This is a genomic window from Verrucomicrobium sp. (assembly GCA_028283855.1).
Taxonomy (GTDB): domain Bacteria; phylum Verrucomicrobiota; class Verrucomicrobiia; order Methylacidiphilales; family GAS474; genus GAS474.
Genome location: JAPWJX010000003.1, coordinates 676077 through 690206, shown reverse-complemented (window position 1 = coordinate 690206; position 14130 = coordinate 676077). Strand labels below are relative to the sequence as shown.

Genomic DNA, 14130 nt, shown 5'->3' with positions numbered 1-14130 from the left:
AGTCTGGAAGGAAAGGGCGCGAAGCGCAAGCGCGGATCAGCCGCCGCCCGTCAAGGGCTCATGGGCTAGCCCAGGACGCTGCCGGAAGAACTGCTGCTGCTGCTCGAGCTGGAGCTGGAGCTGGTCAGGCTGTTGAGATAGGAGGTCGTCGTCTGCGCGGTCTGGTAGGCCGACTCGTAGCGCGCGTAGGCCGCCTGCAGCTGGGTGAGCTTCAGGTCCGCGTTGGCGTTGATCTGGTCGATGCGGTTGTCCAGGTCCTTGACCTGCTGGTTGTTGGCCGTGATCTTCAACCCCAGCGTGCTGGCGCCGCCCGCCGCCTGGGAGGTCATCAACTTGCCCATCTTCGCGTAGAGGCCGCTGGCCGGATTGGCGAAGATGTTCATGATGTCCGTCAGGTGGTTGGTAAGCGCGTCGGTGAGCAGCGTGGTGTTGCTGGCGGTGGCCAGGTTGTTGGAGGAATTTCCCCCGATGCCCAGGTCTTCCAGCGTCTGGTATTTGCCGCTGGCGTAGAACTGGGTGCCCAGGATGGCGCGCAGCTGCTGGGACATGGTGCTGACCGTGGGATCGTTGTAGAGGACGCCTTCCAGGCTGTCGGAGCCGGTGCTGGTCGTCAGCGTCGTATAGGTGGCCAGCGTGGTCTGGGCCGCGTCGTAGGCGGCGACGAAGGCGTCGATGGCGGACTGGATGGTGGCGACGTCCGGGGTGATGCTCAGGGTCGTCTCGCCGACGCCGGTGGCGTTGAAGGTCACCCCCGCGATGCCGAGCATGTCGCCGGTGAAGGTGTTGCTGTCGGAAGTGACGATCGAGCCGCCGTTGACCTGCACCATGGCCGACTGGCCAATGACCGACTGGGGGCTGCCGTTGGAGTTAGCCGTCAGGCCGTAATCGGCCAGGGGGCCGGTGACGTCGCTCACCTCGATCTCGCTGGGCCCCGGGTTATTGGAGATCAGCTCGACCTGGTCCGTGAAGGAGTTGTAGACCGCCACGACCCCCGCCGCGCTGTTGGTGATGCTGGTCAGCAGGGAGCTGAGAGTGTCGGAAGTGGTGTAAGAGATCGTCGTCCCGTTGATGACCAGGGAGCCGCCGTCGGTGAAATTGGCGGAGGTGTCGAGCGTGCCGAGGGCGTTGGTGGACGTCGTCGAGGTGGAGGAGCTGAGCGCCAGGCCGGCCTGCTTGAAGAAGCTGCCCGTCCCGTTGGCGACGCTCATGGTGGAGGTCGACTCAAAGGTGAGCCGCCCGCCGACGATCGATGCCTGGACGTCGGGGATCTGGGCGTTGATCTGGTCGACGAGCTGCTGGAAAGTCTCCGTGCCGGTGACGTTGATGGAGACGCCGTTGAGGGAGAAGGTGCCGTCGACGAAGTTGGAATAGGCGGAGCCGACCGTCTGGCTGGCCGTGATGGTGGTGGAGGCGGAGGAGCGGACCGAGTAGTTGCTGTAGAGCTGGGCCTGCTGGAGGAAGTCGCTGGTGCCGTTGCTCAAAACCAGGGAGTCGGAGGCGGCGAAGGTGAACTTGCCGGTCGTCGTGTCGTAGCTGGCGGTCACGCCGGAGCCCGCGCCCGCGCCGGTGTTGATATCGTCCAGCAGCTGCTGGATCGTTTCCCCGGCGGTGATGGTGATCTTCTTGGTCGTGCCCCCGGCGGTGCCCAGGGTGAAAGTGCCGTCGACGGAAGTGCCCAGGACCGTGTCGACCGCCGTGGAGGTGTCGGTGACGACGGCGCTGGCCTTCGCCCCCACGAGGACGGAGGAGGTGGCCACCTGCAGAACGTTGATGTCATACGCGCCGGCGGCGGCGGTGCCGTCGGCCGTGGCGGTGCCCAGGGCGGTGTTGGCCATCGTCGCCAGCTTGGTCTTGTAGAGGGCCGACTTGCCGAGGGCCTGGAGCGCGGTGTAGGCGTCGTTGATGCTGCTTTGGATGGCCTGCAGCGCCAGGGTCTGATTGTTGATCGTCGTCTCCTGGGCCTGGAGACGGGTGGCGCCCTGGCGATTCACCGCGTCCTGGGACGAGATGAGGTCGGAGATCTGAACTCCGCCGATAGAGCCTGTTAAGGAGGTGCTCGCCATGGCCTGGGACCTGAATGAGTTTAGGGTAGAAGGACTTCCCTGATACGTTTATCGACCCGACGGAAAAGGGACTTTAGCGCTTTTTTCTCCGCAACGTTTCGAATGAAAAGGGGTCTATCATCCCCTTGACCTTCTGTACACCTCTTTTAGCCTGATCCTAGCCCACTTTGGCCCCGATTCTATGGGTATTTCCACCCCCACCACCTCCGGCAACGAAAACCTTTGCCGCCTGACCGACGCCGCCGCCCGCAAACTGGAGTCCCTCCTGGCCCAGAGCGCCAAGCCCCGGGGGGCCCTCCGCATCGCCGTCGTCGGCGGGGGATGCTCCGGCCTGCAGTATCAAATGGACCTGGTGGAAGAACCCCGGGCGAAGGACATCGTCATCGAAGCGCGCAACGTCCGCCTCTTCATCGACCCGAAAAGCGCCCTCTACGTCAGCGGCTCGACCCTCGACTACAGCGAGGACCTCCAAAGCACCGGCTTCACCGTCACCAACCCGAACGCCAGCGCCCACTGCTCCTGCGGGAAGAGCTTCACCGTCTAAAAGAGACGGCCCAGCCAAGCCAGCAGCGGCCCCGGCCAGAGGCCGCAAAAGAGGGTCACCCCCACCCCGCCCGCCAGGAAGGCGCGCATCCCCGGCTCCAGCCGGAGAGGGGCCTCCTCCGCCGGCTCCTCGACGAAGATCGCCCGGATGAGCGCCAGCGCCCCATAGAGGAGCGGCACGGAAAACAGGACGGCCGCGGCCGCCACGCCGTATTGTCCCCCCTGCCACGCGGCCGCCACGATAAGAAAACGGGCGAAAAAGCCGGGCAGGGGAGGAATCCCGGCCAGGGAGGCAAGCCCCAGCGCGGCGGCCCAGGCCAGGAGCGGCGCGCGGCGGCCCAGCCCCGCGAAGGCGGCCAGGGTCCCCGGCTGGGGACGGCCGCCGGTCGGCGAGGCGGAAAGGGCGATCGCCGCCAGGACGGGGAAAACGGCCAGGAAATAGGAAACCAAAAGAAAACAAAGCGCGTGGGAGCCCGCCCGGCTATTGGCCGCCAGGGCGGCCAGGAAAAATCCCGCGTGGGCAATGCCCGCATAGCCCAAAAGGCGCTTGCCGTTGCGCTGCGGCAGGCCGGCCAGGCTCCCCAGCGCCAGGGAAAGGACCGCCGTCAGCGCCAGGGCGGCCAGAGCCACCCCTTCCACCGCCACCCCGCCGAAGGGCAGGTCGAGCACGCGCAAGAGCGCCGCGCAGCCCGCCCCCTTGAACGCGACCGCCAGAAAGGCAGAAAGGGGAATGGAGGCCCCTTGCTGCGCGTCGGGCGCCCAAAAATGGAACGGCACCGCCCCGATGGTGAAGCCCAGGCCCGCCAAGACCAGAAGAAGCCCGGCCGCCAGCGCGGGCGTCAGATCATGGGTCTCCAGCACCCCCGCAACGACGTCGAACCGCGTGCTCCCCGCGACGCCGAAAATCAAGGCGATCCCCAAGGCCAGGAGCACCCCGCCCACCATCGCCAGGAAGAGAGTCTTCACCGAGGCCTCCTCCTCCGCGGCGGAAGCCTCCCGCCCGCCCGCCAAGGCCAGCGCGGCGGGAAGGAAGGAAGCCGTCCAGGCGAGGAAAAGGAGGAGAAAATCGTTCACCGCCGCCTGCAGAACCAGGCCCGCCGCGGAAAAAAGAAGGAACGGCCAGCGCGGCCGCGCCCCGGTCAAAAGGCCCAGGAGGGCGCAACAGGCCGTCGCCGCCAGGACAAAGACCTGGAAGAAAAGCGCCGTCCCGTCCCAAAGATAAAGGCCGAAGCCGTAAAAGCCCGACTGCCGGGGCAGGACAAACTCCAGGAGGAGCGCCGCCAGCGTTCCCGCCACCACCAGCCCGCCCCCCCGCCGCGCCGCGCGCCAGCGGCGGCCCAAAAGGAAAAGACCCAGGACGACGAGGATCGTCTCCGGCAACGGCAACAGGAGCCCGTTCATCGCGCCCCCCCGAAGAACGGCCCCGCCGCCACGGAAGCCGCGCGCAGGACCGACCCGGCCAGGAGGGCCAGAAGCAGAAGGCCGCCCGCCAAAAGATAGAACGGCCGCCGTTCCGGGCCCGGGGCCAAGTCGGCCCCCGGCGGCCCGGCGGGCGCGCCCAGATAAAGGGGGGCCAGCGCCTTCGCCAGAAAAACCGCGGCGGCGAAAAAGCCGCCCGCCATCCAGAGCGTCGCGCGGGGGTGAACCGCCCACGCGCCGAGGAAGAGCGCCTCCTGGCCGCCCAGGTTGGGCAGGCCGGGGAAGCCCAGGAGGGCCAGCGCCCCCAGGCCGAACATCCCCGCCAGCCAGGGCGCGCGGCGGGCCAGGCCCGCCAGGTGGGCGATCCGCGCCTCCCCCGTCCGGCGGACAATCTCCCCCGCCGCGCCGAAGAGGAGGGCGAAGGCGACGGCATCCGCCGCCATCCAAAGAACCGCGCCGGAAAGGGCCACCCGATTCCAGGCCGCCAGCCCCAGCAGGAGGCCGCCCGTCCGCATCGCGCTCCAGGAAGCGGCCAAAAGCGGCAGCTCCCGCTGCGCCAGCGCCACCAAGCCGAGGCCGAAGGCCTGCGCCAGCGCCAGACCCAGGAGCCACGCCTCCCCGTGCCGCGCCGTTTCCGGGAAAAGCGGCCACGCCACACGCAGGAGAAGATAGAGTCCGGCATTCTTGAAAAGCGCGCCGTGGAGCATCGCCACCGGGGGCGGCTCCGCCGCCTGCGCGGCAGGGAACCAGCTATGAAAGGGAAAAAGCGGGACCAACAGCCCCGCGCCCAAAAGCAGGAGGCCGAAGAGGAGCGGCGCCACCTGCGGGCCGACGAGCCCCCGCGCGCCCGCCAGGACCGTCACGTCAAACGTCCGGGCCGAGGGCGGCAGCGCGGAGACGAGGGCGACCAAGGCCAGGAGCAGGGCCAGGCTCCCCAGCGCCAGGCAGAGCGCCGCCTGAAGGGAGGCAAAGCGCCGATTGCGCCCGCCCCAACGGCCCGTCAGAAGGAAAAGAGGCAGGATCGTCAACGTGGCGAAGAGGGAGAGGAAAAAAAGATCGAGCGAGACAAAAACCCCCACCAGCCCCTCCGCCAGGACCAGGAGGAGCCCATAAAACGTCGCCGTGCCCTGCGCCAGCCGCTTGGGAGTAAGAAGGACCGCGGCCAGCGTCACCAGCGTCGCCGCCAGAAGAAGGGGCAAGCTCAGGCCGTCGATGCCCAGGTGGCAGACAATCGGCGGCAGCGTCGGGGAAAGGCTCCCGGTCCCGTCGAAAGCGGCCCAGACCGCCCGCTGCTCGAACTGGAAGCCGGGCGTTCCCGGGACGAAGCGGACCGCAAGGGCCGCGCTCAGGAGGAAATTGCCCAGGGCGGCCAGGAAGGCCGCAAGCTTCGCCGGAGCGCCCAGGAGGATCGCCGCCAGCGCCGCCAGGGGCAGGAGGAGGAGAAGGGCCAACATCAGAGGAAAAGGGCGACGAGCCCCGCGCCGCCCAGGATCAGGAAGAAAAGGCCGCCCCGCACATTGCCGACCTGGAGAAGCCGCCCGCACTCCCCCGCCAGACTGGCCGCCAGCCCGGCGCCGCGCACCAAGAGAAAGGCGACGCCCCAGCGGTCGACGGCGGAAACAAACGCCGCCAGGCCAAGGGAAGGCAAACCGCGCAAGAGCCAGGCCAGCCCCAGGGCAAGGGGGGCCAGGAACGGCGCCAAATAGAGAAAGCGGGGAAGGGCCATTGGAACTAAAACTTGAGGGTCGTGAAATCCTCGCTCCGGATCGTCCGCCGGCGGCGCTGCAGAAAGCCGAGGAGCGCCGCGGCCGCCGCCGTCCAGACAGCCGCCACCATCAGGACAAAAACGGCCAACACCGCCCCGTCCCGGTCCCGGAAGCGGCTGAAGGCGGCCAGAAGCAGGGCTGCCCCGGCAAAGAGAAGCTGAAGGGAAAGCAGCTGGGCAAAGAGATTGCGCCGGGCGACCATCCCAAAAATTCCCAGGAAAAAGAGGAAGGCGGCCGCCGCCGCGTAGGCGTGGAAAGTCACGCCGCCCCCTTCCGCCCCAGCCAAGCCCCGGCCACCACCGCTACCAGGACCAGAATGACCAGCGCCTGAGCGGGCAAAAAATAACTGCCGTCGACGGCGGCGGAGACATCCCCCGGCAGAGAGCCGCTTAGCGACCGGGCCGCGCGGAAAAAGACCGTGGCGAAAAAGAGAGCCGCCGCCAGGCCGCAGAGCAGGCCGAAGGGGCGCAGCCGCATTCCCTCCTCCGGCTCCAGCCCGGCGCCGCGGGCATAGGGAATCAGGCCGCCCCAGGCCGCCCCCGCCAGAACGGCCGCCACGGAGGCCGGCCCGGAAGCATGCAGGGAAAGGAAAAGCCCGGCCAACCCGGCCAGGACCGCCGCCAAACCGGCGGCGTTCGTCACGGGGCGCCGCCCCAGGACAACCGCCAGCCCCCCCGCCCCGAGGGGCAGCAGGCTGACGCAAAAGATAAAGGCGTCCATAGCGGGGCGGTGGGGAAGCTACCCGGTCTCCCCCCACGGGGCAACTTTTCATCGTTGCCCCGCCCCGGTCCGGTACGCGAGACTCAAAGCCCTCTCCCCATGAAGTACCGCCCCCTTCCCCGCACCGACCTCCTGCTTTCCGAAATCGGCTTCGGTCTCTGGACCGTTTCGACCGGATGGTGGGGCCAGTTCACCGACGAGGAAGCCGTCGCCCTCATGCACAAGGCCCTCGACCTGGGGATCACCCTCTTTGACGCCGCCGACACCTACGGCAACGGCCGCAGCGAGGAACTGCTGGCCAAGGCCTTCCCCACCCCGGCCGACCGGGACAAAGTCGTCATCGCCACCAAGGTTGGTTATAACTTTTACGACCATGGCGAGGAGCGCCGGGGCCAGCGGGAAATCCCGCACGACTTCTCCCTGCCCTTCATCCGCCAGGCCACCGACCTGGCCCTCCAGCGCCTGAAGACCGACCGGATCGACATCCTCCAGCTCCACAACATCCGCATGGAACAAGTCCAGGACGACGGCCTCTGGGAACTGCTGGCCGCCCTGCAGAAAGAGGGGAAGATCCGCTCCTACGGCGCCGCCCTGGGGCCCGCCATCGGCTGGCTCTACGAAGGGATCGAAACCCTCCGCCAGCGCCGCCCCCACATCCTGCAGCACATCTACAACCTGCTGGAGCCCCACCCCGGCCGGCAGATGATGGACGACGGCGAGAGCCCCGACACCCGCTTCCTGGTCCGCGTCCCCCACTCCAGCGGCATGCTGGAGGGGAAATACACCGCCGAGACGACCTTCCCCCCCACCGACCACCGCAGCCACCGCCCCCGCTCCTGGCTGCTGAGCGGCATCCAGAAAGTCGACCAGCTCCGCTTCCTGGAAGGCCCCGGCCGCACCCTGGGCCAGGCCGCCCTCCAATGGCTCCTGGCCGACCCGCGCACCGGCTGCTGCCTGCCGAACATCTACAACGCCGAACAGCTGGAAGAATTCGCCGCCGCGCCGGAGACCCCCGCCCTCACGGCGGAGGAACTGGCCCGCATCGACACCCTCGTCGCGGCCAACTTCGGCCTGCCGCCGGAAGAGCCCCGCTTCAAGGGAACCATGACGCCGCCCCTGGCCGGGGCCGCCGCCTGATTTGGCGCGCCCCCGGTCCGGTGCTAAGCTGACGCGCATGCCTTTCTCCTCCGCCTCCGCTGCCCGCCGGACCGGCTACGCCCAGGTGGCGGAGTGGTTTTCGGAGCTGCCCTCCGGGCTGAAGCGGGCGATCCTCGTCATCCTCGGCCTCGTCGTCGTCGTCCTGCCCGCCCTGCTTTACGACACGGCGACACGCGCCGCCTACGACGCCGCCCGCTGGGTCTCCCACACCTACCTGGTGGAGGCGCGGTGCTACCGGCTCCTCTTCGACATGCGGGACACGGAAAGCATCCTGCGCACCCGGATCGTGGGCCTTCAAGGCGCGGAGAAACCCCCCGCCTCCCCCGCCGACGCCCTCCACGAGGATCTCTTGGAGATCCAGCAGCTGACCCTCGACAACCCCCGCCAGCAGGAGCGCCTGGGCCAGCTTCGCGTCATCCTGGACACCCGGCTGGACACCCTCCAGGACGGCGTCCGCCTCGCCCAAACGGGCCACCCCAAGGAAGGCCTGGACAAGATCAACGAGGTCATCCGCAATTATCCCTTCCGCGCCCTGACCGACCAGATCCTCGCCGAGGAGCGCGGCCTCCTGGAGGGGCGCCTTCGGACGACCTCCCACCGCCAGCACCTGGCCAGCACCCTGATTTGGGGCGCGGTCTTCGCCCAGTTCCTCCTCGGCGGCACCCTCTACCTGGCCTCGGAGCGGGATCTGGCCCGCCGCCGGGCGGCGGAAGACCTCTCCCGGGAAGCCTCCGCCCACGCGGAGACGATCGTGGAGATCAACCCCGACCCCCTGGCCGTCCTCGACCGCCACGGCCGCGTCCGCCACGTCAACCGCGCCTTCACCAACCTCTACGGCGTCCCCGCCGCCACGGCGCGCGGCCTCTTCCTGCGGGACCTGGGCCAGGGCGCCTGGGACCTGCCGGAGCTCCAGCAGCGCCTGGCCGACCTGGTCCCCCAGAACCGGGAAATCTGGGACTGGGAAGTCACGCAGCCCGTCCCCGGCGGCGAGACGCGCGTCATGCTGCTGAACGCCCGCACCTTTCCCGGCATGGGCGGCCAGCGGCTGATCCTCCTTTCCGCCAAGGACGTCACCGGCCGCAAGAAGACGGAGGAACAGATCACCCGCCTCAACCAGGAACTCTCCCTGCGCGTCGACCAGACCCAGGCCATCAACCAGGAGCTGGAAGCCTTCAGCTATTCCGTCTCCCACGACCTGCGCGCCCCGCTGCGCCACATCACCGGCTTCGGCGACCTCCTCAAGACCCACCTGGGCAAGGCCGCCCCCGACCCCAAGACGGAGCGCTACCTCGGCTACATCCTGGAATCCTCCACCCAGATGGGCGCGCTCATCGACGACCTTCTGGTCTTCTCCCGCATGGGGCGCGCGGAGATGACGCAGGAGGAGGTCGACATGGCGGCCCTCGTCCAGGAAGTCGTCCGCTACCACCAACTGGAAACGGAGGGACGGAAAGTCCGCTTCAACATCGCCCCCCTGCCGCCCATCCGCGGAGACGCCGCCATGCTCCGCCAGGTCTGGGCGAACCTGGTCGGCAACGCCATCAAGTACAGCCGCACGCGGGAGGAGGCCGTCGTCGAGATCGGCTGCCAGGCCGCCGAGGCGGAGAGGGTCTACTTCGTGAAGGACAACGGCGTCGGCTTCAACATGAAGTACGCCCACAAGCTCTTCGGCGTCTTCCAGCGCCTCCACCAGGCGGATGAGTACGAGGGCACCGGCATCGGCCTGGCCAACGTCCGCCGCATCGTGCTGCGGCACGGCGGCAAAGTCTGGGCGGAAAGCGCCCTCGACCAAGGCGCCGCCTTCTTCTTCTCCCTTCCCCTGAACCCGCCGGCCGCCGCCGCCCAGGTCACGCCCACCGGCGTGCCGATCAACGGCCCGGTCCCCACCCCAGCCATCGCATGAGAGAAATACGCACCATCCTCCTCGCCGAAGACAACCCGAAAGACGTCGAGCTGACCCTCGAGGCCCTGAGCGACTACAACCTGGCCAACGAGGTCGTCGTCGTGAAGGACGGCGAGGCCGCCCTCGACTACCTCCACCGCCGCGGCGCCTACGCCAACCGCCCGCCGGAAAACCCCGCCCTCATCCTCCTGGACATCAAGATGCCGAAGGTCGACGGGCTGGAAGTGCTCAAGGAAATCAAGTCCCACGACTCCCTCCGCGTCATCCCCGTCGTCATCCTCTCCTCCTCCCGCGAAGAGCGCGACCTGCTGGCCAGCTACGGCATGGGCGTCAACGCCTACGTCGTCAAGCCGGTCAAGTTCCACGACTTCATCGAGGCCGTGAAGGCCCTGGGCCTCTTCTGGGCCTTCTTCAACGAGCCGCCCCGCCCCGCCGCCTGACACCCCGCCCGCGCACGCCCATGGCCTCCAACCTCCCCAAGACCGGCCCGCTCCGCGTCCTCCACGTCGAGGACAACGAGCGCGACGCCGCGCTCATCCGGGAGATCCTGGAGAGCGACGGCCTCCCCTGCCGCTACACGCGCGTGGAGACGGAAGAAGCCCTGCGGCACGCCCTGAAGGAGGAAGGCGCGGACGTCGTCCTGGCCGACCTGAGCCTGCCCGCCTTCGACGGGCGCACCGCGCTGGAAATCGTCAACCGCGCCGCCCCGGACGTCCCCTTCCTCTTCGTCTCCGGCACCATCGGCGAAGAGGCCGCCATCGAATCGATCAAGCTCGGGGCGACCGACTACGTCCTCAAAAGCCGCCTCAGCCGGCTGCCCCTGGCCGTCCAGCGCGCCCTGGACGAGGCGCGCAACCGCGCGGAGAAGCGCCAGCTGGAACAGCAGCTCCTCTGCATCCAGCGGCTGGAGGGCTTCGGCCCCATCGCCGCGGGCCTGACCCACGACCTCAAGAACCTCCTTCACCCCATCAAATTCACCAGCCACCTGGTGGAGGAACGCTACCAGGACCCCAAGCTGCAGGAGCTGATGCACCTCATCCGGGACTCCGCCGACCGGGGCCTGGACATGATCAACCAGATGATGGACCTCTTCCGGGTCTCCGAGCAGTCACTCGAGCCCCTGGACGTCCCCCGTCTCCTGGGCGACCTGGCCAACCTCGTCCACGGCGCCTTTCCCGGCATCGACGTCCGCCTCACCCTGGCGGAAAACCTTCCCCTGACCTGCGGCCATCCCAACGAGATCCACCAGGCCCTCCTCAACCTGGCCATGAACGCGCGGGACGCCATGCAAAACCAGGGGGCCCTCCACCTGGAAGCCGCGCCCGCCCACCTCGACGCCGGCTTCTTCCTGCCGGAAGAAAACGGCGGCACCCCGGGCGACTACCTGCGCCTGACCGTATGGGACACCGGCCCCGGCATCCCGGAACATCTCCTGGGCCGCATCTTCGAGCCCCTCTTCACCACCAAGGAAAAAGGCGGCACCGGCCTGGGCCTCGTTTCCGTCTCCACCATCGTGCGCAATCACCGCGGCTACCTCCGCGTGGCCAACGCCGCCGCGCCGGAGACAGGCGCCCGCTTCGACCTCTACCTGCCGCCCAACATTTCCCCGCGCGCCGTCGGCACGGAGGCTCCCGCCCCCGCCGTCGCCGGCAAGCACGAGATCCACTCCCACATCCCGACCGGCAAGGGCCAGGTCATCGGCCTGGCCACGGAGGAAGCCGCCCTGCGCGCCGCCGCGCGCGACGTGCTGGAAACCTGCGGCTACCGCGTCCGCACCGCGGAGCACAGCGGCTCCGCCCTCACCCAGTTCGCCGGGGAGGAAGGCCACGTCGACCTCCTCATCCTCGACCGGGAACTCTCCGTGGTGAACGGCGTGGAAACCGCCCGCGCCATCCACCAGCACCACTCCGCCATGCCGATCCTCTTGGTCACCAGCCATCCGGAAGTGACCCTGACCGCGCAGAAAAAGGAAGCGGGCGTCCGCGCCATCCTCCACCGCCCCTTCAACGCCTCCCAGCTTCTCCAGGCCGTTTCCCAGGCCCTCGACACCGGGGAGGTGATCTCCATCCGCGCATGACCGCCGCCGCCCTCCAGCAAAGCGCCGAAAACGACCTCGTGCTCCGCCTGGCCCTGGAGCACTCCCTCATCAACAGCGACCAATACCACGCCACCTCCTCCATGCTGGCGGGGCAGCCCAGCCTTCCCGCCGTCGAGCTGCTCTACGAGCAGCAGCTGATCGACGGGCCGCAGCGGGACTGGTTCCACCAGGTCCTGGCCTCCGGCCTGGCCCAGCAGGCCGCCCGGCAGGCCATCGCCGCGCAGGCGGCGGAGCCGGAGCCCCGGCAGGCCGCCGCGCCGCCCCCCTTGGCCGCCGCCGGCGGGGCCGGCCCCTTCGCCCACGTCGACGACTACCTGCGGGAAGCCCTGGCCGCCGGCGTTTCCGACGTCCACCTGGCGCCAAGCAACACACCCGCCGGGCGGCGCCACGGCCAGCTTCGCATTCTGCGGGAGGGCCTGGCCTCCCTCTCCGCCGCCGACACGGAACGGCTGGCCCACGGCTTCCTGGACCCCCGGATGGCCGCCCGCGTGCGGGAAACCGGCGCGGCCGAATTCTGCCACGAACTGGAAACGGGCCCCGGCCAGCCCCCCGCGCGCTTCCGCACCAGCGTCATCCGCCAGCGGCGCGGCTGGGAAATGGTCTTCCGCGTCATCCCGGGCCGCGTCCCCACCCTGGCGGAGCTGGGCATGCCGGAGACCCTCCGCACCCTCACCCGCTACCACAACGGCCTGGTCCTCGTCACCGGCCCCAGCGGCTCCGGCAAGTCGACCACCCTGGCCGCCATGGTGGAACAGATCAACGCGGAGCGGCGGGACCACATCATCACCCTGGAGGAGCCGATCGAGTACGTCTTCTCCCCGCGCGGCTGCCAGATCTCCCAGCGGGAAGTCGGCGCCCACACAAAGACCTACGGCAGCGCCCTGCGCGCCGCCCTGCGCGAGGACCCGGACGTCATCGTCGTCGGCGAGATGCGGGACCTGGAAACCATCTCCCTGGCCATCACCGCCGCGGAGACCGGCCACCTCGTCCTGGGCACCCTCCACACGAACAGCGCGCCCCGCACCCTCAACCGGCTCCTGGACGCCTTCCCCATCTCCCAGCAGGCGCAGATCCGCACCATGGTCTCCGAGTCGATCCGGGGCATCGTCTGCCAGCAGCTCGTCCCGCGCGCCGACGGCCAGGGCCGCGCCATGGCCATGGAGATCATGACCAACACCCCCGCCGTCGCCGCCCTCATCCGGGACGGCAAGACCTTCATGCTCCCCGGCATCATCCAGACCGGCGTCCGGCAGGGGATGGTCCTCATGGACGACTCCCTCCTCTCCCTCGTCGACCAAAACCTCATCACGGCAGAGGAGGCCTACCGCCGCAGCGAGAACAAGAAGACCTTCGCCCAGGAACTGGCCCGCCGCCACCGTTCATGACATGAGCGCCATCGCCCCCCTCTTCCAGGCCCTGATCGACCAGGGCGGCTCCGACCTCCACCTCCTGGAAGGCGCCCCGCCGAAAATCCGCCTCCATGGCGACCTGCGCCCCCTGCGGGAGGAGCCCCTCACCCAGGCGGAGATGGCCGCCCTCCTCCAGCCCCTGGCGGGGGAGGAAAACTGGCGCCACTACCTGGAGGCGGGGGACCTCGACTTCGCCCACGAGTTCGGCGAGGCGGCCCGCTTCCGCTGCAACTACTACCGCCAGCTTCACGGCATGGGCGCGGTCTTCCGCATCATCCCCTCCCGCATCAAGACCATCGCCGAGCTGGGCGTCCCCCCGGCCATCCAGGCCTTCGGCGACCTGCAAAGCGGCCTGGTCCTGGTCACCGGGCCGACCGGCTCCGGCAAGTCGACCACCCTGGCCGCCGTCATCGACTACATCAACTCCACCTACGCCCGGCACATCGTGACCATCGAGGAGCCGATCGAGTTCGTCCACGCCGACAAGCAGAGCCGCCTCACCCAGCGGGAAGTGCCCCAGGAGACCCCCACCTTCGCCTCCGGCCTGCGCGCCGCGCTGCGGGAAGACGCGGACGTCGTCCTCGTCGGCGAAATGCGGGACCTGGAAACCATCTCCCTGGCCCTCACCGCCGCGGAAACCGGCCTCCTCGTCTTCGGCACCCTCCACACGAACAACGCGCGCAAGACCATCGACCGCATCATCGACGCCTTCCCCGCCGACCAGCAGGAACAGATCCGCGTCATGCTGGCCAACTCCCTGCGCGGCGTCTGCGCCCAGCTCCTCTTCAAGCGCGCCGACGGCAAGGGCCGCCTGGCCCTCAACGAGATCCTCGTCGCCACCCCGGCGGTCGGCGCGATCGTCCGGGAAGGCGCCACGGCCAAGCTGGTCGACGTCCTCAAGAGCGGCCGCGCCGAGGGCATGCAGCTGATGGACGACGCCATCGAGGGCGCGCTGCGCCAGGGCCTCATCACGGCGGAGGAGGCCTACATGAAGGCCATCGACAAGCAGCGGTTCGAGGCCGGCGCGCCCGCCCCGGCGACGGCCTAGCGC

Annotated in this window: 13 protein-coding genes; 7 read left to right on the top strand and 6 right to left on the bottom strand. The window is 69.0% G+C overall.

Annotated elements, in window-relative coordinates; translation table 11 throughout:
• Positions 1–65 precede the first annotated feature (65 nt).
• Positions 66–2063: a flagellar filament capping protein FliD gene (gene fliD, locus PW734_04610; GenBank protein MDE1170483.1), complete on the bottom strand. Its 1998-nt coding sequence runs from the start codon at positions 2061–2063 to the stop codon at positions 66–68.
• A 181-nt stretch (positions 2064–2244) separates the two neighbouring features.
• Here fliD and PW734_04605 point away from each other — a divergent pair, with 181 nt between their 5' ends.
• Positions 2245–2607 (top strand): iron-sulfur cluster assembly accessory protein, encoded by a 363-nt coding sequence (locus PW734_04605; protein MDE1170482.1) that lies wholly within the window; start codon positions 2245–2247, stop codon positions 2605–2607.
• Here PW734_04605 and PW734_04600 read toward each other — a convergent pair.
• Genes PW734_04600 through PW734_04580 form a run of 5 tightly spaced genes read right to left on the bottom strand, consistent with a single transcriptional unit; the run spans position 2604 to position 6511 of the window.
• Positions 2604–4007 carry a proton-conducting transporter membrane subunit gene (locus PW734_04600; GenBank protein MDE1170481.1) on the bottom strand — a complete coding sequence of 468 codons (1404 nt, stop codon included), beginning with the start codon at positions 4005–4007 and terminating at the stop codon, positions 2604–2606. The genes PW734_04605 and PW734_04600 overlap by 4 nt on opposite strands.
• Complete coding sequence (locus PW734_04595; protein ID MDE1170480.1) at positions 4004–5479, bottom strand: proton-conducting transporter membrane subunit; 1476 nt, start codon at positions 5477–5479, stop codon at positions 4004–4006. Before PW734_04595 ends, PW734_04600 begins: the two co-directional genes overlap by 4 nt.
• Positions 5479–5751 carry a hypothetical protein gene (locus tag PW734_04590; protein ID MDE1170479.1) on the bottom strand — a complete coding sequence of 91 codons (273 nt, stop codon included), beginning with the start codon at positions 5749–5751 and terminating at the stop codon, positions 5479–5481. Before PW734_04590 ends, PW734_04595 begins: the two co-directional genes overlap by 1 nt.
• A gap of 5 nt (positions 5752–5756) precedes the next feature.
• The gene (locus PW734_04585) at positions 5757–6053 is read right to left on the bottom strand and encodes an NADH-quinone oxidoreductase subunit K (GenBank protein ID MDE1170478.1); all 297 of its coding nucleotides are present in this window, start codon (positions 6051–6053) and stop codon (positions 5757–5759) included.
• The gene (locus PW734_04580) at positions 6050–6511 is read right to left on the bottom strand and encodes a hypothetical protein (GenBank protein ID MDE1170477.1); all 462 of its coding nucleotides are present in this window, start codon (positions 6509–6511) and stop codon (positions 6050–6052) included. The genes PW734_04585 and PW734_04580 overlap by 4 nt, the downstream gene beginning before the upstream one ends.
• 99 nt (positions 6512–6610) lie before the next feature.
• Here PW734_04580 and PW734_04575 point away from each other — a divergent pair, with 99 nt between their 5' ends.
• From PW734_04575 to PW734_04550, 6 genes are read left to right on the top strand one after another with little or no spacing between them, the layout of a single operon-like run.
• Entirely contained in the window at positions 6611–7648 is a 1038-nt protein-coding gene (locus PW734_04575; protein MDE1170476.1) for an aldo/keto reductase, read from the top strand.
• Positions 7649–7685: 37 nt separating this feature from the next.
• Positions 7686–9572, top strand: coding sequence for an ATP-binding protein (locus PW734_04570; protein MDE1170475.1), 1887 nt, complete (start codon positions 7686–7688; stop codon positions 9570–9572).
• Complete coding sequence (locus tag PW734_04565; GenBank protein ID MDE1170474.1) at positions 9569–10012, top strand: response regulator; 444 nt, start codon at positions 9569–9571, stop codon at positions 10010–10012. Before PW734_04570 ends, PW734_04565 begins: the two co-directional genes overlap by 4 nt.
• 20 nt (positions 10013–10032) lie before the next feature.
• The gene (locus tag PW734_04560; GenBank protein MDE1170473.1) at positions 10033–11649 is read left to right on the top strand and encodes a response regulator; all 1617 of its coding nucleotides are present in this window, start codon (positions 10033–10035) and stop codon (positions 11647–11649) included.
• Positions 11646–13055: a PilT/PilU family type 4a pilus ATPase gene (locus tag PW734_04555; GenBank protein ID MDE1170472.1), complete on the top strand. Its 1410-nt coding sequence runs from the start codon at positions 11646–11648 to the stop codon at positions 13053–13055. Before PW734_04560 ends, PW734_04555 begins: the two co-directional genes overlap by 4 nt.
• Position 13056: 1 nt before the next feature.
• Positions 13057–14127: a type IV pilus twitching motility protein PilT gene (locus tag PW734_04550; protein MDE1170471.1), complete on the top strand. Its 1071-nt coding sequence runs from the start codon at positions 13057–13059 to the stop codon at positions 14125–14127.
• Positions 14128–14130: the final 3 nt, after the last annotated feature.

Bases quoted from the DNA above. Each gene is read 5' to 3' on its own strand.
- PW734_04590 (MDE1170479.1), bottom strand. From the start codon at position 5,751: ATGGCCCTTCCCCGCTTTCTCTATTTGGCGCCGTTCCTGGCCCCCCTT.
- PW734_04600 (MDE1170481.1), bottom strand. From the start codon at position 4,007: ATGAACGGGCTCCTGTTGCCGTTGCCGGAGACGATCCTCGTCGTCCTG.
- fliD (MDE1170483.1), bottom strand. From the start codon at position 2,063: ATGGCGAGCACCTCCTTAACAGGCTCTATCGGCGGAGTTCAGATCTCC.
- PW734_04555 (MDE1170472.1), top strand. From the start codon at position 11,646: ATGACCGCCGCCGCCCTCCAGCAAAGCGCCGAAAACGACCTCGTGCTC.
- PW734_04595 (MDE1170480.1), bottom strand. From the start codon at position 5,479: ATGTTGGCCCTTCTCCTCCTCCTGCCCCTGGCGGCGCTGGCGGCGATC.
- PW734_04570 (MDE1170475.1), top strand. From the start codon at position 7,686: ATGCCTTTCTCCTCCGCCTCCGCTGCCCGCCGGACCGGCTACGCCCAG.
- PW734_04550 (MDE1170471.1), top strand. From the start codon at position 13,057: ATGAGCGCCATCGCCCCCCTCTTCCAGGCCCTGATCGACCAGGGCGGC.
- PW734_04605 (MDE1170482.1), top strand. From the start codon at position 2,245: ATGGGTATTTCCACCCCCACCACCTCCGGCAACGAAAACCTTTGCCGC.
- PW734_04560 (MDE1170473.1), top strand. From the start codon at position 10,033: ATGGCCTCCAACCTCCCCAAGACCGGCCCGCTCCGCGTCCTCCACGTC.
- PW734_04575 (MDE1170476.1), top strand. From the start codon at position 6,611: ATGAAGTACCGCCCCCTTCCCCGCACCGACCTCCTGCTTTCCGAAATC.
- PW734_04580 (MDE1170477.1), bottom strand. From the start codon at position 6,511: ATGGACGCCTTTATCTTTTGCGTCAGCCTGCTGCCCCTCGGGGCGGGG.
- PW734_04565 (MDE1170474.1), top strand. From the start codon at position 9,569: ATGAGAGAAATACGCACCATCCTCCTCGCCGAAGACAACCCGAAAGAC.